Source organism: Thalassotalea fonticola, from assembly GCF_032911225.1.
GTDB classification, from domain to species: Bacteria; Pseudomonadota; Gammaproteobacteria; order Enterobacterales; family Alteromonadaceae; genus Thalassotalea_A; species Thalassotalea_A fonticola.
The window spans coordinates 4407948-4428797 of sequence record NZ_CP136600.1; the positions used below are offsets into that span (position 1 = coordinate 4407948).

Consider the following 20850-nt stretch of genomic DNA (forward strand, 5'->3'; position numbering starts at 1 on the left):
CAGAGTGTTGTATGAAGATTTTTAAATATATTATTTATTTCACATTAGTTAGCACGGTTTGGGGCTGCTTCGATTCGAGAAAGAATATCGAAGGAAAAGCAAGTAGTGACACAATAGTCATTTTGAAAAGCGATTACAAAGAAAAGTTGCATGGCTTTTGGCTTGGACAAAATATTGCTAATTGGACCGGTTTGATCACCGAAATGGATAAAGTTGGCACACCAGAAACCATGCCATTTTACACCGACGCTGATTGGGGAACAAGAGACCTTCCCGCAGTGTGGGGCGAAGGCGTACCCCATGCAGATCTTATTGATTTTTATTTTGAACAAACAGGCCAGCCTTGGGGAGCCGATGACGATACAGATATTGAGTATATGTATTATTATTTACATGAAAAACACCAAAGCAGTATGCTCTCCGCTGAGCAGATACGGGATGGCTGGTTAACTCATATCTATTCTGAAACTGAAGCCCCGCTCTTTAAAAAGTTTACTGACTCACAGCCGGTCATTGAAAATTTTTTATGGGAATCAAATCAACAGGCTAGAATTTTAATGACAAAGGGGATGCTGCCTCCTGACACGAGCGAGCCTGAAAATAATAGCAAATATATGATGATTGATGCGCAATTAACAACGGAAGTTTTTGGATTGTTAGCACCTGCCAGGGCTGATGTAGCATTAAAAATTGCCCACTTGCCAATAAGAACCTCAGCCAAACATGAAGCAGAATGGGCTGCTGAATTTTATGTAGTAATGCATTCATTAGCGTCCAGCGTTGACGATAATTTATCAATGAAGCAACAAACCCAATGGCTTGCTGAGCAGGCAAGGCAGTATTTGCCCAAGTCATCAACAGTGGCAAAAATGTATGACTTTATTAAAGTCTCATATGAAAATAATCCGGATAAAAATAATTGGGAAAAAACCCGTGATCAAGTTTATCAACGTTATCAAATTGAAAAATTAGATAACTATAGCTATCAAGATCCATTCGAAGCCGGTATTAATTTTGCGGCGAGTTTAGTAAGCCTTTTTTATGGTGAAGGTGATATTAAGAGAACGATTCAAATTGGTTCATTAGTAGGCTGGGATTCAGATAACCCAACAGCAACATGGGGTGGGTTATTAGGATTCATGCTTGGTAAACAAGGAGTTGAAAAAGCGTTCGAGCAATATAGTTTATCTGATACTTATTGGATACACAGAACAAGACGTAATTTTCCTGATCGAACGCCAGATAAAGCCGGTGAAGATACGCTCGAGTTTATGGCAGAGCGTGGTTTGGATATTATCGATAACGTTGTAGTCGAGCAAATGGGTGGGGAGTTGAGCGCAGATGGAAATAGCTGGAAAATACCATTAACTGAAAAATAATTATGATAAAACCTTAATTGAGTTTCGTTTAACTAGCTTAGGTTCGAACACATTTTTAATGGCAATATCATCTTGTTTATAAACACTTTTCAAAATAATATCGGTTGCCATTTTACCCATCAAATACGCTGAGTTATCAACTGTGGTTAGCTCTGGATATAAATAGCTGGCAAACATATTATTATCGAAACCGACAATAGATAAGTCTTGGGGTAAATCTAACCCTTGCTTTCTTGCCGCTTTCATAGCACCTGAAGCCATTTCATCATTACCGCAAGCTAGAGCGGTAAATGTTAACTTAGCTTTGGTTAATTCGTTAAAACCATCGAAGCCGGTATCTTCATTGAAGTCACCTTGAAAGAAAAGCTCCGGTTGATAGCTTATACCATGTTCTTTAAGCGCCCGTTGATGACCTAAAAGGCGATCATGTGAATCAACTTTCCAGTCAGGACCGGCAATGTAAGCAATATGCTTATGACCATTTTCAATTAACGCTTTTGTTGCTAAATAACCACCTTGTTCATTATTTAAACTAATGCAGTTCTCGCTAATGCGCTCAACCTTGCGATTAACTAATACCGTAGGAATTGTTTTAGAAATACTAATAAGGTAATCATCAGGAACAGAGTCAGTGAGTAATATTAGCGCGTCACATTTACGGCTAATTAAAAATTCAATAGCACTTTTTTCTTGTGCTTCATCACTATGACCTGTGGTAATGATAATATGCTTGTTGGCTAAACGTAGTTCGTTTTCAATGCCGTCCATGATGAAGCCAAAAAATCCACCATGTAATTCTGACACTAACACACCAACACTATTGGTGCGATTAGAGGCCAAAGACTGGGCAATAGCGTTAGGGCGATAACCTAATGTTTCCATGGCATCCAATACTTTAGTACGTGTTTTTTCACTTACTTTTGCATTGTTATTCATTACTCGCGAAACGGTTGCAAGTGATACACCCGCTAATTCCGAGACTTCATAAATTGTGGCCATTTAACGCTAATCCTTAGAGTTATTAAACTAAATAATTAATAGAGAAATTATAACTTTGTCATGCGCGACACTGTAGCATAATTCCATTCAAATTAACCAGTAACGGGATTAAGTTGCTGATGAATTTCTGCAACTTTTTTATCATCTAAAATATACCAGCGCATGATGAAAGCAACCAATAAAGAGCCAATCGCAGGGAATAAGGTAAATGATAACAAAATGCCTTGTTTTGTTGCTGCTGTTTGTTCCATATCGGCTTGATAACCGTAATAAGCAAGCGACCAACCAGCTAAAGCACCACCTAAGGCAAGCCCTAGTTTGATAAAAAATACCACTGATGAATAGACGATACCGGTGATTCTAATGCCTGTTTTCCAATGCCCGTAATCAATAGTATCAGCCATTTTTGCCCAAAGTAATGGCGTTGCCATTTCAAGGAAAAATCGCCATAAGAAGAACACGACAAAAGCCAGAGCAATTTGTTCACTGCCAATAAAGTAACTGAGTGCACAAATAATTGCCGCAATGGTTTGCAGGGTAATATAGGCTTTAATTTTACACACTTTCTTCGCTAACGGCTGAGCTAGAGCAACGCCTGCGATACTGCCGATCATTCCTAAAGTGATGAAAGCCGATACTAAGTCTTCACGTCCGAGAAAATATTTTACGTAATAGACTGACAATGAAAATCGTAAAATTTGACCTGTTAATAATGATACTGCAGCTAGGCATAAAATACGCCATTGATCATTTTGCCAAAGTGATTTGAAATCTTCTTTAAAACTCGATTTCTGTGCTATCGGGGTTACAATTCGCTCTTTCGTTCCGGCAAAGCAAAGCAAAAACATAACAACACCCATGATACTCATAACGATCATGGTTAACTGGTAACCCTTAGCATTATCACCATTACCAAAATACTCAACCATCGGCATGGTACAAGCGGCAATGAAAGCACCGCCTAGCATGGCAAAAATAAAGCGATATGTTTGTACTGTTACACGTTCTTTCGGGTCTGCGGTTAAAACCCCACCAAGTGCAGAGTAGGGGATGTTAATAGCTGTATATACCATCATCAACAATGTATAAGTGACGAAGGCATATATTAGGCGACCACTGTCGGAAAAATCTGGCGTGGTAAAGGCAAGCACACTGATCAAGCCAAAAGGAAGTGCTAGCCAAACGAGATAAGGACGAAACTGACCATATTTAGTTCGTGTTCTATCGGCAACTGCGCCCATTAATGGGTCGGTAACAGCATCAACAACGCGTACTAATAAAAACATAGTCCCAACGGCTGCAGGTGCTAGCCCAACAACATCGGTATAATAAACCAATAAAAACATCATTACCGTTTGCCAAATAATATTACTGGCGGTGTCACCTAATCCATAAGCAACTTTTTCTTTTACTGATAACATTACTGCCCCTTTATCGTATCTATTCTGTTATTATTATTTTTAAATTTATGTCCGTTTTGCAAGCAGTTCTCTATATGCTTTGCCGCTTGCTTTGACCGTACGCTGTTGAGTTTCATAGTCTACATAGACTATACCAAATCGTTTGCTGTAACCTAGTGCCCATTCAAAGTTATCCATTAAACTCCAGGCAAAATAACCTTTAACATCTACGCCTTGCTCGATAGCATCATTTAATGCATTTAAATGCTGCTGGTAATATGCAATTCGATTTTGATCATCAACCACGTCATCTTTTATTGTATCTGGCATCGCACAGCCATTTTCAGTGATATATACCGGTGGTAAGTCGTATAAGTCGTCTAATGTTGTTAATAACTCGGTAAATGCTTGTGGGTATATTTCCCAGCCCATATCGGTCAGTGGCACATGTTCAGGTGGAACTACTACAAACGGTTCAACATCATCGGCTTTAAACACTTCTCGGGTATAAAAATTGATCCCTAAAAAGTCTATTTTTTTGCAAATTATATCCATGTCACCGTCAATAATATCCGGTTTATGAGCTTCATCTAATAAGTTAATAGTGTCTGGATAGCAGCCATCAAATAGCGGTTTTATGTACCATTGATTATTGTAATCATCAGCAAATTTAGTTGCTGCTAAATCTTCAGTTGAGTTTGTTGCCGGGTAGGCAGGGGTAAAGTTTAAAACAATACCATTCATGCTATCTGGACTATATTTATTCAGTACGTCCATGGCCAAACCATGAGCAAGCAGTATATGATGAGCGGCTTTGCGACCAAATTCTTTACCAACTAAACCTGGCGCATGAATACCAGCTTCGTAACCTAAATATGCACTACAAAAAGGTTCATTAAATGTGGCATAAGAGTGGACTCTTCTACCTAATGCTTTTGTCACTAGTTCAGTATACTCAGCAAATTTATAGGCGGTTTCTCTATTTAGCCAGCCGCCATTATCTTCTAAATGTTGTGGTAAGTCCCAATGGTACAAAGTGACAAAAGGTTTAATGCCTTTAGCATTAAGGCCATCTAACAAATTGATGTAAAAATCTAAACCTGTTTGATTGGCACTACCATCTTGGTTCATTACTCTAGGCCAAGAAATTGATAATCGATATGCATCCACGCCAAGAGATTCAATTAGCTCAATATCCTGTTGCCATAAGTTGTAATGATCACAGGCAACACTACCGTCGCTTTTATCTGCTACTGTCCCTTCTTTTGCACAGAAGGTATCCCAAATACATGGCAAACGAGAGTCAATTCCGCCTTCTATCTGAAAAGAAGCAGTAGCAACGCCATAGAGAAATTCTTTGCGCAGCATTTTTGAATTTTGAGGTAATGAAATTTTCATAACAGACATCTAGTCCTAGTTTATAATTTTATGTTAAGTCATGCGAAACTCAGCAATTATCAGGTTAATTGAGTTGCGCATATCAGCGTCTTCCGGCTCGAATGCAAATATGTACTATCGTGTATCGCTAAATAATTTATTTTTATTATGTAAATACGTACCTATCACATGAAAGCGCTTACATTAAGTTGTTAAAAAAAATTGCTATTGAGCAATTTTGTGGTATAAATGAAAGCGCTTACATGATTTAGGTTAACGTTTAATTAACCAAAGGTCAACTTTAAGCTTCAACAATATAAAATACGATTTGTGATCATTAGGTTAAAATTATTCTAATGCCATCGAATTGCTCAAACAGAGTTAAAGAGGAAAACCATATGGCTGGTGTAAATATACCAACTACAAACGCCGCAGTATCAAATAGCACAACAGGTAACTATAATTTTGCCTTAACATCACTCACATCTTTATTCTTCATGTGGGGGTTCATTACCTGCTTAAATGATATTTTAATTCCACACTTAAAAGGCATTTTTGACTTAACATTCACCCAAGCAATGTTAGTACAATTTTGTTTTTTTGGGGCCTATTTTGTAGTTTCTATTCCTGCTGGAAAGTTGGTTAAAACTCTTGGCTATCAAAAAGGTATTGTTGTCGGCTTGGTGGTTGCGGCTGTTGGTTGCTTAGGTTTTTATCCTGCCGCATCTATGCATAGTTATCCTGTATTTTTAATGGCATTATTTATACTTGCTTCAGGTATTACTATTTTGCAAGTATCGGCAAATCCTTATGTTAGTTGTTTAGGAAAGGCGGAAACGGCATCATCTCGCTTAACCATGACACAAGCCTTTAACTCTTTAGGAACTACCGTTGCTCCTTTTTTTGGTGCTTATTTAATTTTAGATGAAGTCGCTAATGCAATGGCTACAGCCCAAGAAAAAGCGGCTATGGTACAAATGCCATACGTATTTCTTGCTGCAGTATTATTATTGCTGGCGGCTATTTTTGCATTGCTGAAATTACCGCATATTGAAGATGAACAAGAGCATGATGAAGTTTCTAATACCACCGGTAGTGCATGGCAGTACTCTCACCTAGTATTAGGTGCAGTTGGAATTTTTGTTTATGTGGGCGCTGAAGTTGCCATTGGTAGCTTTTTGGTAAACTTTTTTACAGACCCTAATATAGGCGGTTTATCAGAATCTAATGCGGCAAAATACATCGCCTATTATTGGGGCGGGGCTATGGTAGGGCGCTTTATTGGAGCTGGTGTAATGCAAAAAGTTCCAGCAGGTAAAGTATTGGCATTTAATGCCAGTACTGCGGTATTGTTAGTACTTATTTCTATGTTGTCGTCAGGGCAACTAGCAATGTGGTCCATACTGTTAGTAGGTTTATTTAACTCAGTGATGTTCCCAACAATATTCTCGCTAGCTGTAACTGGTTTAGGCAAGCATACATCGCAAGGCTCTGGCATATTGTGCTTGGCAATTGTTGGTGGCGCAATTATCCCGCTAGTTCAGGGCGCTTTAGCTGATTCTATCGGCGTGCAAAATTCTTTCTTCTTACCAATCTTGTGTTATGGCTTTATTGCTTATTATGGGTTGGTAGGTTCAAAACCAAAATTTTAAAAAAGTATATCAAGAGACAGAAACTTATGAATAATCTAATTATAAATAATAATTTAAACCAGGTTGCAAAAGTAATGATGCTAGCAAGTGCAGCATTTCTTACAGCCTGTTCTGATGTACCTAAAAGCGAGCAAGTAAACGAAGCCGATGTATCAATAAATGGCAGTAATATTGCTCAAAATATTGATATTTGGCCGAAGTTGAATATGCCTGTTAAAAAAGATGCCAAGCTAGAGCAAAAAATAAAAGATATCTTATCAACCATGACACTTGAGCAAAAAGTGGCGCAGATGATCCAGCCTGAAATTCGCGATATAACGGTCGAAGATATGCGTAAATATGGCTTCGGCTCTTATTTAAATGGTGGTGGGGCATTTCCAAACAATGATAAGCACGCAACACCAAGCGATTGGATAAAACTAGCCGAAGACCTTTATCAAGCATCAGTTGATGATTCTATAGATGGTTCTAGCATTCCAACTATATGGGGCACCGATGCGGTGCATGGCCATAACAATGTTATTGGTGCTACTTTATTCCCACACAATATTGGTTTAGGCGCGGCAAATAATCCTGAGCTTATTGAAAAGATAGCTGCGGTAACCGCTACAGAAGTAATGGTTACGGGGATAGATTGGGTGTTTGCACCAACTGTTGCTGTTGTCAGAGATGACCGCTGGGGGCGAGCATATGAAGGCTATTCTGAAGATCCTGAAATAGTACGTGAGTATTCGGCATCTATAGTTAAGGGCTTGCAAGGTCACGCTGATAAAGACTTTTTAGGGGATTCTCGTGTAATTTCAACCATTAAGCACTTCTTAGGCGATGGCGGTACCGAAGAAGGAGATGACCAAGGTAATAATATTGCTACCGAGCAAGAATTATTTGATATTCATGGCCAAGGTTACGTAGGCGGCTTAACAGCTGGCGCACAGTCAGTTATGGCGTCGTTTAATAGTTGGCATGGTGAAAAAAACCACGGTAATAAATACCTGTTAACCACAGTGTTAAAAGAGAAAATGGGCTTTGATGGTTTTGTTGTTGGTGATTGGAATGGTCATGGACAAATTCCTGGTTGTACTAATGAAAATTGTAGCCAAACAGTGAATGCTGGTTTAGATATCTTTATGGTGCCAACAGATGCTTGGAAACCCTTATACGAAAACACCATTGCGCAAGTTATATCGGGAGAAATTCCACAAGCACGAATTGATGATGCCGTAAGCCGTATTTTAAGAGTAAAACTTCGTGCTGGTATATTCGATAAACCAAGTCCTGCTAATCGTGCGGTATCAGGTAAAGTTGAATTAATTGGCGCTGCGCCACATCGAGAAGTAGCTCGCCAAGCTGTGCGTGAATCTTTAGTGTTACTTAAAAACAAAGACAACATATTACCACTAAACCCGAAAGCAACTATTTTAGTTGCTGGCGACGGCGCCGATAATATCGGCAAACAATCTGGCGGTTGGTCAGTGACCTGGCAAGGAACTGGCAATGCAAATTCTGACTTTCCTGGAGCTACATCTATTTATGCCGGCTTTGAACAAGTTGTAAGTGCTGCTGGTGGTAATATTGAATTAGCAGTTGATGGTGAATTCAGCACTAAACCTGATGTTGCTATTGTTGTATTTGGTGAGGAGCCGTACGCTGAAGGCACAGGCGATATAGCTAATTTAGATTATCAACGTGGCAATAAAAAAGATTTAGCGCTATTGAAGAAGTTAAAAGCACAAGGTATTCCTGTTATCTCGGTATTTATTTCAGGACGCCCTATGTGGGTGAATGCTGAATTAAATGCTTCAAATGCTTTTGTTGCTGCATGGTTGCCCGGCAGTGAGGGGAGTGGGGTAAGTGAAGTATTATTTACCAAAGCTGATGGTACGATTAATTACGATTTTAAAGGGAAGTTATCTTTTTCTTGGCCAAAATCAGCTCTTCAAGCAGTCCTAAATCGCTTTGACACAACTTATGACCCATTACTACCTTATGGCTTTGGTTTAGAGTATCGCGATGAAAATGTGTTAGCAGATGACTTGAATGAAATTGTTGCAAAAGATAATAATATTAGCAGAGAGTTAGTGTTGTTTGAGCAAGTTGCCAAAACACCATGGAAAATGAGTATATCTTCAGGTGGTGAATCAGAACTGGTTACAAGTTCAATTGTCGAAATGCCTGCGATAAAACTTAAAACCATGGATAAGAGCGTACAAGAAGATGCTCGTACCATTACATTCACCGGGAACGGCAAAGGAGAGGTAGGCTTAAAAAGTAACTTTGTTGAGGATTTACGCTCATATGCAGAAAACAGTGCAACAATTACTTTTTCTTTGCGTAAAGATAAAGAGCAATCAACTACAGCCAAGGTTATGCTTGAAATGCATTGTGAAAAAGACTGTTTAGGCACGGTAGATATTAGTCGCAAAATTGCCGATATGCCGGTCAATGAATGGCAAGAACTTAGCGTCGATTTGAATTGTTTTATTGAAAGTGGTGCCAATATGGCGAGAATAAATAAGGTTTTTGTATTATCTAGTAATGATGAAATAACGTTATCGTTTGCTGATATAAAACTTAGACCTAAGAGCGCTGAACAAGCTTCTATTAGCTGTTAGTAATTTGGCCTTGTTTATCGTTGCACGCATGAACCGCAGTTAAGTATCGCTGCGGTATCTTGTTAGTTACAAATTTTGACCCGCCAAGGCGGGTTAATACGATTTTCTCCTGCCCAATACAGTTTAATTTTATTACCTGATGGGTAATGTAACTTGATTTAAATTCATTAAATTTCCTTGTGTATGGTAAGCCAACAGTAAAAGCCAATCTTGCGCCATGACTGACAGTTGAAAATGTATCTATAAGCATAATCGAAGCTACTCATTACAAACCTTGCCCAAACTCAAGAAACGTTTGAAATAGTATCTGTTTTGCTTTATCTCGTGATAGACAATTAGATAGAGGATCATTATAAAAAAATTCTTTACTAATTTTCTTTTCCGTAGATACCCACTTCATCTTGTCTAAAACTATTTCAACTTTACAGCTGAACTTTTCATCGTTATTAGTGTAGAAAACTTTAACATCATCAGTTCGATTAATTAGATCGTTATAGGGGTATTTGTTTGCTGTGTCTACAGTAATATGTTCAGCATTAGCTAGGTTTAAAAATAAAAAAATACTTATTAATGCAATGTTTTTAAAGATATTTATTGTTGCGTTTGTCACTTATATTCTCGCTTCATCTCTTAGGTGTAGATAATAGATTAGATATGATAAGCTTAAAAAACAAACGATATTAAATTAAGTTTAGTTAAGAAAATCTTAAGTATGAAATATTTGCCACCACTGAAATCTCTGCAGTTTTTTCTGGCAGCTGGACAATCTAAAAACTTTAAACAGGCAGCCGAACGACTTAATGTGACACAAGCGGCAGTCAGCCAACAAATTCGATTGTTAGAAGATAACTTACAATCTAAATTGTTTGAACGCTCAAATAAACAAACAATGCTTACCGAAAAAGGCAGAACACTTTTACCTTTTATACAAAGAGCATTTGAAGAATTCTCCTGTGGTATACAAAGCGTCACAGGTGACCCAAACCCACAAGTATTACGCATTTCTACAGTACATTCATTTAGCTCTCTATGGTTGATACCCAGGCTTGTGGAGTTCCAAAAATTACACCCAGAAATAATGGTACAGCTTGCTCCATCCAGTGAACTTATAGATTTTAAGCAATCAAGTATTGATTTGGCAATTCGTATGGGATTAGGAGGTTATTCTGAAGTAATACAGAAGAAAATCTACGACGATAATCTTATTTTTGTTGCAAGCCCTAAGCTGGTAGCTGGCACTAATAAGGATAACCCTGAGCAAGTATTTAATTTGCCATGGATAGAGGACACGAGTCCAGATATACAGGAGAAATTTAAATACTACTGTAAAAGTGTAAATCTTAAATATGAAACCTTAGTACCTGTACTTCAATCCAATGACGCACTGCCCTTGATTGACAGTGCCGTTCAAGGGCGTGGTTTCTTGTTAGTCAACAGTAGCCTAGTAATGGAATATTTGCGTGCGGGTCTATTGGTTAAACTACTCAATTATTCCAGTAAAAGTCCTTATTCACTTTATCTTGTAGCACCAGAGCAACAGTTTTCATGGAATAAAGTTAAACTATTTGAAGACTGGTTAGTTCCCAAGTTGCGAGAGTCATTCTCCGATTTAGACGTACTCTAATCGTTGTTGGTAATTCAGTAATTACATCGTCGACTTACAATATCGCTCAACAAACTCACTATGAGTAGGTAACTGTTGTACGGCATTACTTATTGATGATTTGATACCATTTAAAAACTTGTTTAATTCTGCATCATTCATGATATCGGCAATTTTATGATATTGCTTAGGCATCAGTCCTTGGCCAAGCATAACTTGCGTCCAGGAATCTACCCGAAAGATATCACCGTCATCTAAAAATACCCGACCAGTTTCTTTGAATAAATTAATTTTATGTTGTAAAGAAGCAGGGATCTCCATGTCTTTACAATAACGCCAAAATTCAGAGTCATCTCTTTGATTCACATGGTAATGCAAAATGATAAAATCGCGAATGGCTTCGAGTTCAGAATTTAATTTACTGTTGTATTCATCTATGGCCGATTGTTGTATGCCATCAAATGGGAATAGACGCATTAAGCGAATTATTCCCGACATGATCAAGTGGATACTGGTCGACTCTAAAGGTTCGAGAAAGCCACTGGATAAGCCTAATGCAACGCAGTTCTTATTCCAGCCTTTACGGCGACGACCTGTTTTAAATTTGATCACTCTTGGCTCAGTAATTGTGTCACCTTGAATGTTAGCCAGTAATTTTTCAGTAGCTGACTTGTCAGACATATAGCGACTGCAATAAACTAGACCATTGCCAACTCGGTGCTGTAATGGGATACGCCATTGCCAACCCACATCGTGGGCTATTGAACGAGTATAAGGAATAGGGGCAGAAACAGCTTTGGTTTGTACAGCAACGGCACTGTCACAAGGCAACCAATGTGACCAGTCTTCATAGCCAGTATGCAAAGCTTGTTCAATTAGCAAGCCTCTAAAGCCAGTACAATCGATAAAGAAATCGCCATTTACAATCTCACCAGACTCTAATGTGAGTGAGGCTATTTCACCTGTTTGTTTATTTTTAATTACTTTGGTAATTTTACCTTCAACCCTATTAACACCGTTCTTTTGTGAAAATTTTCGTAAATACTGAGCATAAATAGTTGCATCCAGATGGTAGGCATAATTAATTGGCATCTGCTTAGACAGGGCAAATTTTCCGGCTTTTGCCGCCTGTAATTCAAAACAATATTCACCAAAATCTGATTGAATACCTTTATTTAGTCCATGTAACCAGAAATGATGAAATTCACCCGCCCAACACTCTTTGCCAGTAATACCAAATGAATGGACGTAGTCATCATCTATTTTGCCCCAATTTTCAAAACCAATACCTAGCTTGAATGTTGCGTGAGTTGCTTTCATGAACTCTTGCTCATTTATGCCAAGTAATTTATGAAATGTTCTTATTGGCGGGATTGTTGCTTCTCCGACGCCAACCGTGCCAATATCATCTGATTCTACCAGGGTAATATTTAAATTTTTTCCTAACAGTTTTGATAATGCCGCCGCTGCCATCCAACCAGATGTGCCACCTCCGGCAATAACAACGTTTTGAATTTTATTACTGTTCAAAATATTACCCTCTATCTTTGATTTGTTTCGTGTTGTTGACATAAATGATTAATTAAATCCCTGTTAGTGGGTAAGCCTGCAAGATATTTATGCAGTTTTAATTCACCGTCGTTGAATATTTTTTTAGCAACGTCGATATTGGCATAGCGATTTTCAGTATCTCGTAACTTGGTATTAAATCCCATGCCATATAATACGTATTGATAACTTGCGGAAGGAAAAACTTCTTCATTTTGAACGAAATCATATCGACTAGGGGGCTGGTGTTGCCATAACGTCAGTAGCTCATGTAAACGACTTGGAATAGTATTGGCTGACTTATTATCACGCCAGTACTGAGAATCATTACGTCGACTTAACACATAATGAAGTTTAAGGAATTCAATGACTCGCTGCCATCGGTAGTCAAATCTTTCATTATAACGTTTGGCGACTATTTCCATATGAGCACGATTTGTTGGTAATTGTTCGCTGATCATGGTTGTGGCAAGTTCAATAAGCGCTAGAGCCGACGCTTCCAGTGGCTCAAGAAAGCCCGAAGACATACCGATAGCAACACAGTTTTTATGCCAAAACTTTTGATAATGACCTGGTCTGAACGAAATTTTCCGAGGTTCAATTGATTGGCTTATATCAGTATTGGCTGTGGTGGCGATATATTCTCTTAATATTCTTTCGGCTTCATCGTCGTTCATATGGGCGCTTGAATAGGTGTGGCCAACTCCGCGTCTTGTCGGCAAGCCTATGTCCCATATCCAGCCCGCAGTTTGTGCGGTTGATATCGTTGCTGAAGCAATACTGTCACTGTCATCACTGTAAGGAATTTGTACTGCCAATGCCGAGTCATTAAACAGCACATCTTTGCAATCGATAAAAGGGATATTGTAATGCTTGCCAAGTAATAATGACGATGTTCCTGTGCAATCAATAAATAAATCACCACTTATATCGCCCGATTGTTTTGTACTTATCGAGGCGATATCACCATTTTCAGCCGAATTAATAGCAACAACATGGTCTAAAATATGATTTACATTTAGTTTTGTGGTGCAATGCTTTTGTAAAAGAGAGGCAAATTTAGCTGCATCTAAATGGTAACCGTAGTTTGTTACTGCAGCATATTGTGGGGTAGCAAGTTGTTTAGGTGCCAGACCCGCTTGGCAAACATGGCTTTGCATATTTACCGTATCAGCATAGTTAGTATTTTTATTGACTGACTGCCATCCAGCGTGCAAATTTACTTGTGTATAACCTTCAGGAGTCATAAATGGGTGATAATAAAAGTCATCTGACTGACCATCACACCAGCCAACAAACTTTGAACCTTGCTTAAAGGAAGCGTCGCATTGTGAGATAAATTCCAGTTCACTTATGCCAATTTTATTTAAAGTGTTTCGCATAGAAGGCCAAGTACCTTCACCAACACCAATTGACTTAACCATCGGTGACTCAATTAGGGTAACTTCAATACCTTTGGGCGAGTTTGCCATATGCTCTGCAGCAAGCACTCCTGCGCTAATCCAACCCGCTGAGCCGCCACCTACAATGACTATTTTCTTTATCGGCTTATCCATACTGCTTTATCCGTGTAGTCAAAATATTTTGAAAAGAACCCAAATATTGATTTTAATAAATTAATATAGCGGTATTTATACTCGATAATCCAGAAGTAAATTTTCAGGGTAGGATTATACCAATCTGTATAATTATCTACTCATTGAGTAACTCATTATTCGTACTAGTATTAGTCATTACCTTCAGATAATTGAATAATTTTTTACGTATATGGGTTCTTTTAAAAATTTTCTATGTTTTTAATTTATTACTTAAGTTAGAAAAAAGCCGCATAAATTAATAAATAACTTAGCGGCTTAAATTACATTCTAGTTTACTTCTATGGCAAGCTTAGAACGTATAACGTGCACCTAAGGCATAACGTGCGCCTTGCTCTTCTAGATTCCATAATTGTGCGCTGTATCGACCATGAGTACGAGTATCTTCTTCAGTAATATTAATACCTTCGAAAAATACTGATAATTTCTCAGTTGCTTGATAAGCAACATTAAAGTCGATTTGTGAGTACTCTTCAGTAAAGCCCGGTTCATTAAGGTATTGAGCCGGAGTATTTAAGAACTCGTCGCGCCAGTTGTAAGCGATACGAGCTTGAAAATCACCTTTCTCATACATCAATACTAAGTTGGCAGTATCACTTAAACCAACAAGCGCAAATTGAGTAACTGTAGGATCACCATCTACGTCATGACCAATGTCACCATTAACGGTAGTATAGTTAGCTTGTACGCCAAAACCTGTTTCACCAAAGAAGTGTTGTACCGCAAACTCAATACCATCAATTTTTGCTTCTTTGTTATTCACAAATTTAACAACATTGAACATCATTTCAGGATCATCCGCATTTGGTATTACATCGTATGCATTTTCAAACTCTTCCCCTGTCATTGAATCAAACGGAACACCATTTTCCATCGCTGCAACCATAGAGAATAGGTTGGTATCAGTTACTTCTATACCTTGGTCGATTAGTGCTTGTTCTGCCGCTTGTGCACGAGGACCAGCAGTAGCATCAGTTAAACCATAAACATTTTCTTCAACTGGTTGACGACCTGCAAAGTTGCTGACGCGTTTTTCATAATAACCAATAGACGCATAACTTGTTTCAGCGAAGTACCACTCTAATGATAAATCAAAGTTATCTGATTCCAGTGGTACTAAACCAGGGTTACCATTTGATGCGCCACCAAGTTCAGAGCCGCCAATGATAGTAGGGCCTGATGGGCCACTTACATCACTAGCTGCAGCACTTAATTGATCATAAGTCGGACGGGCAATCGTTTTACTGTACGACATGCGAGTTTTTATCTCATCAGTCACGTCTAAACCAAAATCAAAACTTGGTAGTAAATGATCGTAACTGGCATCGGCTGAGAAGTCTTGTTTAGCATCACCAAAACGTACGTTGAAGTCGTTGTTACCTTCCCAAGCTACAGCACTTGGAATGTCTACATTAGCAGATGAAGTAACATCAGTGCTTTCAAAGCGAACACCAGCAGTTAATTGATAAGTCATACCGCCTAACTCACCATCAACACTGAACTGTACATACGCTGCAGCAACGTCTTCTTCAATAGTACGGTTAGTACCGTAAGCACCATCGGCGATAAAATCAAAACCATATTCACCTGCGGCCCAAGCACCAACTTGTGAAGCGCTACCGGTGAAGCCTTGGTTAAATGCGCCGTTTGTTGAGTAGTCATCAAATTCACTGGTAAAGTTAACTGGTTTTAAGAAGCCTTCAGGTAATTCACCTGGATTTTCAACACCCCAGTTACCCATGGTATGGCGGGTAAGTGATTGTAATGAATGACTTTCCATTGAACGGGCTTCAACACCAAACTCAATGCTGCCTTCATCAAATTCATAGGTACCAATTAAGCGGAACTGGCTGATGTCTGTTTCTTGTTGAGCAACATTCATGTCAAGAATTGATGTACCCACATCGTCTTGATCTAAAACGCCATTACAATTTAGACCACGGTCAGCGTTACAGTCATCAAAGTCAATCATCATCGTCGGCAAGTCATTGCTAAAATCAACACCTTGTGCTGCAACAACGTTGGCGCCTAAACCAGCATTTACCCAACTACCGTAACCGGCATCAGGAGAACTTTTTGCACTAGAATCATGAGCATCTAAAGTGATGTTGAAATAATCATTTACGTCATAGCTTAAATTTAAACCAATTGAGTCGTTTTCATTTAATTGATTTAATTCTTGAACCGCTAGACCAATATCTCTAGGTGCTTGATCGCGACGTTCTTCTAGATAGCCAATTGGAGTTTTAACGGTATTGTCATCAAAAGCTAATGCTGATTTATAAGTATCCATCCAAATAGATTGTTCAGCACGGGCTTCAAATAACTCTTGCTCAGAGTAAGTATAATCAAGCGTAGCTGTTAAGTTGTCCATTGGACGATATTGCAATGTCAATTGCGCGTTGGTACGTGTACGTTCCCTGTCTGCAATTGAGTAACGCAAATCAGATGGCATTGAGTAAAGTTGATCCATTGCCGGACCATTAACTAAAACTGCTGGTGTACCATCTTGTTCTTGAGGGATAGTGCCATCATAAGGGTTAGTACGCCATTGATTAACAAAAGCACCTGTTGCTGAACTGTGACGTTCTGACATGTTGGCCGTAAGAGAGGCACCAAACACTTCATTGTCATCTGTCCAAGATAGTAATGTTGAAAACTCTGGAGTTACATCATCTCCAACACGATTAGTCGTGTCAGATAAAGCTTTTACACCAACGCTAACGTGAGTTCCTGGATCGTCTAACGGCTTACCTGTAACAATATCGATTGTTGCACCTATACCACCTGTAGCGATACTTGCGCGGCCAGTTTTGTAAACTGAAACTGATTTAACTGCATCTGATGCTAAGTTGGAAAAATCATAGGCACGTGAATTGGCTACACCACCGCCGGCAGGCAACGACGAAGATGGCATGGTACGGCCGTTTAACGTCACCATGTTATAATCAGGACCAAAACCACGAACGGTAACTTTACTACCTTCACCATTAGCACGGTCAATTGATACACCAGTGATGCGCTGTAAGGACTCAGCTAAGTTAGTATCTGGAAACTTACCAATATCTTCCGCAGAAATAGCATCAACAACACCTGCAGCATCACGTTTTAATCGAGTAGATTCTTTAATACTCGAACGCATGCCAGTGACTTCGATAACCTCTACTGATGCTTCGTCAATTACTACTTCTTCAGCAGCATATGCGGTATGTACCACTGATGCACCCAATATTAACGACAAACTTGTTGCTAATTTAGTCTTGTTAAATGTTCTTGTTTTCACTTTACTCTCCCCAGAGTGCTTTATTTTAGTTTTAGTGAATATCTGTGTAATAATTTTGTAAGCGCTTACATTTTAAGGTTTTTTAAAAGGCCTAAATATTGTAAGCGCTTACATAACGTAATTTAATATTACATAGTCGTCAACTGTTTTTAACATGTTTTTTACTTTATTTATTTAACTGTATGCAAAATGATGATTAATAAAGCATTGTAAATCAAACGGTTATTGAACTATTTTTCAGATTATTAAAATGTTGAAATTATATTTAAAATAGTACATTATTATGTAAGCGCTTACATTGGTGTGGGTTATTTATTATTTTTAAATTAAAAGCTAGCGTCTGTTTACACCTGTCTAATCCGTGAGTTAAAAAACGACATCTTACATTTATTATATATTTAGAGGCTGCTATGAACTTCAAAACAATTGCACTTTTGTTAACTGCTTTGCTGCTGTTGGCTTGTGAAGCTGAGGTTAAAAATACTGTACAGAAAGTTCCTGAACAAATGAGCTTAGAAAAAGCAGCACAATTCAAAATGAAAAGATTAACTTCGGTTGAGCAAGATGTTAATAGCTTATTGGCAAAATTAACTCTGCAAGAAAAAATATCTTTGGTGCATGCCAGTGGTAAATTTCATATTAATGCTATTGAACGGGTTGGCATTAAGGAAATGTGGCTTTCTGATGGTCCACATGGGGTAAGACATCAAATTAAAAGAGATGACTGGGGGTCAGCAGGATGGACTGATGATCATGCTACCTATCTCCCGCACCTTACTTCAGTTGCAGCTAGTTGGGATCGAAATATGGCTGCTTTACATGGCAATGTATTAGGCAGTGAAGCAAGGCATAGAGAAAAAGATCTGATATTAGGACCTGGAGTAAACCTTGCTCGCTTACCTTTATATGGACGTAATTTTGAATATATGGGTGAAGATCCTATTCTTGCGGCAAAACTTGTTGTTCCGCAAATTAAAGCGATACAAGAACATGACGTAGCAGCAACGATTAAACATTACGCTTTAAATACTCAAGAGTTAAATCGAACCGGGGTTAATGCTAAGCCTGATGAGCGAACTTTGAGAGAAGTCTATTTACCTGCGTTTGAATATGCAATTAAAGAAGCAAATGTGTATTCAGTGATGGGAGCTTATAATGAATATTACGGCAGTAATGCTAATCAAAGTAAACATTTAGTAATGGATATTTTAAAAGGCGAGTGGGGCTTTAACGGGGTTCTTTTGACTGATTGGAATGTTGATATAAATACTTATGATGCGGCGGTAAATGGCCTTGATTTAGAAATGGGGACTGATGTTGATAATTATGATGACTATTACTTAGCCAAACCTTTAGAACGAATGATTGAGTCTGGCAAAGTAGCCATGTCGGTGCTTGATGATAAAGTGAGACGCATCTTAAGGTTACAGTTTTCAATAGGTATGTATGATCAAAATCGAGCGTCAGGACAGCGCAATACAAAAGAGCACCAACTAGCAGCACGTAAGATAGCTGAAGAAGGTGTGGTGCTATTAAAAAATGAGCTAAATGTTTTACCGCTTAATAAAACCAAAATAAAAAATGTTTTAGTTCTTGGTCCAAATGCAGATAAAAAGCATGGTACAGGCGGTGGCTCATCAGAAGTAAAATCTTTATATGAAATTACCCCTTTAGCTGGCTTGCAAGAAGCACTAGGGGATGATGTCAACATTCAGGTGATGCGAGCTAAAAGTAGCCAATTATCACCAATTGCAAGTGACTATGTCGCCAGTAGACACTGGACAGGAACACCTGCATGGAATATTTCATCGTATAAAGATTCTAATCGTGAACAGCTTATTAGTGAATCTTGGATTGTTGATGCGAAATTTTCAACAGATGGAAATGAAGAGCAACACATCACTATGAAAGCAAAGATCGAGCCGCTGAAATCAGGAAAGCATAACTTAAAAATTTCAGCACAAGGAAGATTTTCATTATTCATTGATGGTGAAGAAATCATTCGATTAAACAATTTTAATGATGATGTAAGTGAACAAGTCATAGATCTTACGGCTAAGCAAGAATATCAATTTGAAATTAAATATGATGGTCATAATAGCTTTACTTTAGGCTGGGATGCCCCTGGAAACTTGTTTAGTGATGAAGATGATTACATTGCTGCAGCTAAAGCGGCGGATGCAGTCATTTATTTTGGCGGTTTATCACATGCCGACGATCGTGAATCTATTGATCGAACTGTTATGAAGTTACCAGGCAGTCAGGATGAAGTTGTTGCTAAACTATTGGCGGTAAATAAAAACACTGTGGTCTTTTTAGTTGCTGGCTCAGCTGTAGAAATGCCTTGGGAGGAACAAGCTAATACAATAGTCTGGGGCTGGTACGGTGGTATGGAGGCAGGTAGGGCGTTTTCTAACGTATTAACTGGAGCAGTAAACCCAAGTGGTAAAATGCCAATCACGTTACCAATGAAACTTGAGGATACTGCCCCTATTGCTTTACAAGATTATAATGAAAAAGAATCTTTATATTCTGAAGGTGTTTATATAGGCTATCGCTGGTTTGAACAGCAAAATATAAAGCCATTGTTTCCATTTGGGCATGGTATTTCTTATAGTAAGTTTGAATATTCTGACATTAAACTTAGTCATAAAGACATTAATGCTGAGCAAACATTAACCGTGATGGCGACCGTTAAAAATACGTCTAAAGTGGCTGGCGCGGAGGTGGTGCAGCTTTACTTACATGATGCACAATCAACAGTTAGTCGGCCAAATAAAGAACTTAAAAACTTTGCCAAAGTCTTTTTACAGCCAGGTGAAAGTACTCAGGTTAAGATGCAATTAAGTAAGCGTGACCTGTCATTCTGGGATGTAAAATCGAATGGCTGGCTTGCTGAAAGTGGTGAATTTGAGGTAATGCTAGGTGCTTCTGTTGAAGATATTAGACTTCAGCAAAGCTTTAACTATCATCAATAAAAAATTAGCTATTATTGATAAAATGGTCGAGCAGTTCTCGACCATGTTTTAACTTTGAAAATTAAAACGCCTTCACTAGTAATTTTGCAAATTCAATTGCATCCAGTTCAGCACCTTCGGCATCCATTTGCCAGTCAACACCAACTAAAACACCATCTTCGTTGAGATCGCTGACCCATTCTTCTAAAAATTGCTCTAAATGAATACTGGCGACTTGATAGTCCTGCCATTCATCACAACAAAACTGTTGAGCCGTTTCGCTGTTCGCCCAAACCGGCATAACATCGCTATTTTCGAACTCTGCGGAGTCACAAACAACCCAATCACCAGATTCGTTTTGTAAAGCAAATAACTGCTCATCTTCATTTACGGTATCAACAAATGTTGAAAATTTTTGTGAATGGTTGCTCATTGAAAATCCTAG

The 20850-nt window shown here is 38.5% G+C and carries 13 protein-coding genes and 1 pseudogene; 5 read left to right on the plus strand and 9 right to left on the minus strand.

What is annotated here, in order from left to right; genetic code table 11:
• Positions 1 to 11: 11 nt before the first annotated feature.
• Positions 12 to 1379: an ADP-ribosylglycohydrolase family protein gene (locus RI844_RS18140; RefSeq protein ID WP_348396050.1), complete on the plus strand. Its 1368-nt coding sequence runs from the start codon at positions 12 to 14 to the stop codon at positions 1377 to 1379.
• Here the strand turns inward: RI844_RS18140 and RI844_RS18145 are convergent, their stop codons facing one another.
• The 3 genes from RI844_RS18145 to RI844_RS18155 form a co-directional block, all read right to left on the minus strand.
• Positions 1380 to 2378 (minus strand): LacI family DNA-binding transcriptional regulator, encoded by a 999-nt coding sequence (locus RI844_RS18145; protein WP_348396051.1) that lies wholly within the window; start codon positions 2376 to 2378, stop codon positions 1380 to 1382.
• A gap of 92 nt (positions 2379 to 2470) precedes the next feature.
• Positions 2471 to 3799: a glycoside-pentoside-hexuronide (GPH):cation symporter gene (locus RI844_RS18150; protein ID WP_348396052.1), complete on the minus strand. Its 1329-nt coding sequence runs from the start codon at positions 3797 to 3799 to the stop codon at positions 2471 to 2473.
• A gap of 45 nt (positions 3800 to 3844) precedes the next feature.
• The gene (locus tag RI844_RS18155; protein ID WP_348396053.1) at positions 3845 to 5176 is read right to left on the minus strand and encodes a GH1 family beta-glucosidase; all 1332 of its coding nucleotides are present in this window, start codon (positions 5174 to 5176) and stop codon (positions 3845 to 3847) included.
• A gap of 377 nt (positions 5177 to 5553) precedes the next feature.
• On the opposite strand from RI844_RS18155, the gene RI844_RS18160 reads away from it, so the two are divergent.
• Complete coding sequence (locus tag RI844_RS18160; RefSeq protein ID WP_348396054.1) at positions 5554 to 6807, plus strand: sugar MFS transporter; 1254 nt, start codon at positions 5554 to 5556, stop codon at positions 6805 to 6807.
• A gap of 26 nt (positions 6808 to 6833) precedes the next feature.
• Entirely contained in the window at positions 6834 to 9419 is a 2586-nt protein-coding gene (locus tag RI844_RS18165; protein WP_405054426.1) for a glycoside hydrolase family 3 protein, read from the plus strand.
• A 62-nt stretch (positions 9420 to 9481) separates the two neighbouring features.
• Here the strand turns inward: RI844_RS18165 and RI844_RS18170 are convergent.
• Positions 9482 to 9571: pseudogene (locus RI844_RS18170) on the minus strand (VOC family protein); the annotation flags it as partial.
• A 113-nt stretch (positions 9572 to 9684) separates the two neighbouring features.
• Positions 9685 to 10029 carry a hypothetical protein gene (locus tag RI844_RS18175; RefSeq protein WP_348396055.1) on the minus strand — a complete coding sequence of 115 codons (345 nt, stop codon included), beginning with the start codon at positions 10027 to 10029 and terminating at the stop codon, positions 9685 to 9687.
• A 102-nt stretch (positions 10030 to 10131) separates the two neighbouring features.
• Here RI844_RS18175 and RI844_RS18180 point away from each other — a divergent pair, with 102 nt between their 5' ends.
• Positions 10132 to 11043, plus strand: coding sequence for a LysR substrate-binding domain-containing protein (locus tag RI844_RS18180; protein WP_348396056.1), 912 nt, complete (start codon positions 10132 to 10134; stop codon positions 11041 to 11043).
• Positions 11044 to 11064: 21 nt separating this feature from the next.
• Here the strand turns inward: RI844_RS18180 and RI844_RS18185 are convergent, their stop codons facing one another.
• The 3 genes from RI844_RS18185 to RI844_RS18195 form a co-directional block, all read right to left on the minus strand.
• Positions 11065 to 12594 carry a tryptophan halogenase family protein gene (locus RI844_RS18185; RefSeq protein WP_348396057.1) on the minus strand — a complete coding sequence of 510 codons (1530 nt, stop codon included), beginning with the start codon at positions 12592 to 12594 and terminating at the stop codon, positions 11065 to 11067.
• Complete coding sequence (locus tag RI844_RS18190; RefSeq protein ID WP_348396058.1) at positions 12564 to 14126, minus strand: tryptophan halogenase family protein; 1563 nt, start codon at positions 14124 to 14126, stop codon at positions 12564 to 12566. Before RI844_RS18190 ends, RI844_RS18185 begins: the two co-directional genes overlap by 31 nt.
• A gap of 331 nt (positions 14127 to 14457) precedes the next feature.
• Positions 14458 to 17448, minus strand: a complete 2991-nt coding sequence (locus RI844_RS18195; RefSeq protein WP_348396059.1) for a TonB-dependent receptor — start codon at positions 17446 to 17448, stop codon at positions 14458 to 14460.
• A 410-nt stretch (positions 17449 to 17858) separates the two neighbouring features.
• On the opposite strand from RI844_RS18195, the gene RI844_RS18200 reads away from it, so the two are divergent.
• On the plus strand, positions 17859 to 20426 hold the full coding sequence (locus RI844_RS18200; protein WP_348396060.1) for a beta-glucosidase: 2568 nt from the start codon (positions 17859 to 17861) through the stop codon (positions 20424 to 20426).
• A 61-nt stretch (positions 20427 to 20487) separates the two neighbouring features.
• Here RI844_RS18200 and RI844_RS18205 read toward each other — a convergent pair whose 3' ends face one another.
• On the minus strand, positions 20488 to 20838 hold the full coding sequence (locus RI844_RS18205; protein ID WP_348396061.1) for a DUF2750 domain-containing protein: 351 nt from the start codon (positions 20836 to 20838) through the stop codon (positions 20488 to 20490).
• Between the last annotated feature and the right edge of the window lie 12 nt (positions 20839 to 20850).

Excerpts from the sequence above, each read along its gene's own strand:
- RI844_RS18145 (WP_348396051.1), bottom strand. The coding sequence starts at position 2,378 with ATGGCCACAATTTATGAAGTCTCGGAATTAGCGGGTGTATCACTTGCA.
- RI844_RS18165 (WP_405054426.1), top strand. The coding sequence starts at position 6,834 with ATGAATAATCTAATTATAAATAATAATTTAAACCAGGTTGCAAAAGTA.
- RI844_RS18150 (WP_348396052.1), bottom strand. The coding sequence starts at position 3,799 with ATGTTATCAGTAAAAGAAAAAGTTGCTTATGGATTAGGTGACACCGCC.
- RI844_RS18205 (WP_348396061.1), bottom strand. The coding sequence starts at position 20,838 with ATGAGCAACCATTCACAAAAATTTTCAACATTTGTTGATACCGTAAAT.
- RI844_RS18155 (WP_348396053.1), bottom strand. The coding sequence starts at position 5,176 with ATGAAAATTTCATTACCTCAAAATTCAAAAATGCTGCGCAAAGAATTT.
- RI844_RS18185 (WP_348396057.1), bottom strand. The coding sequence starts at position 12,594 with ATGTCAACAACACGAAACAAATCAAAGATAGAGGGTAATATTTTGAAC.
- RI844_RS18180 (WP_348396056.1), top strand. The coding sequence starts at position 10,132 with ATGAAATATTTGCCACCACTGAAATCTCTGCAGTTTTTTCTGGCAGCT.
- RI844_RS18140 (WP_348396050.1), top strand. The coding sequence starts at position 12 with ATGAAGATTTTTAAATATATTATTTATTTCACATTAGTTAGCACGGTT.
- RI844_RS18200 (WP_348396060.1), top strand. The coding sequence starts at position 17,859 with ATGAACTTCAAAACAATTGCACTTTTGTTAACTGCTTTGCTGCTGTTG.
- RI844_RS18190 (WP_348396058.1), bottom strand. The coding sequence starts at position 14,126 with ATGGATAAGCCGATAAAGAAAATAGTCATTGTAGGTGGCGGCTCAGCG.
- RI844_RS18160 (WP_348396054.1), top strand. The coding sequence starts at position 5,554 with ATGGCTGGTGTAAATATACCAACTACAAACGCCGCAGTATCAAATAGC.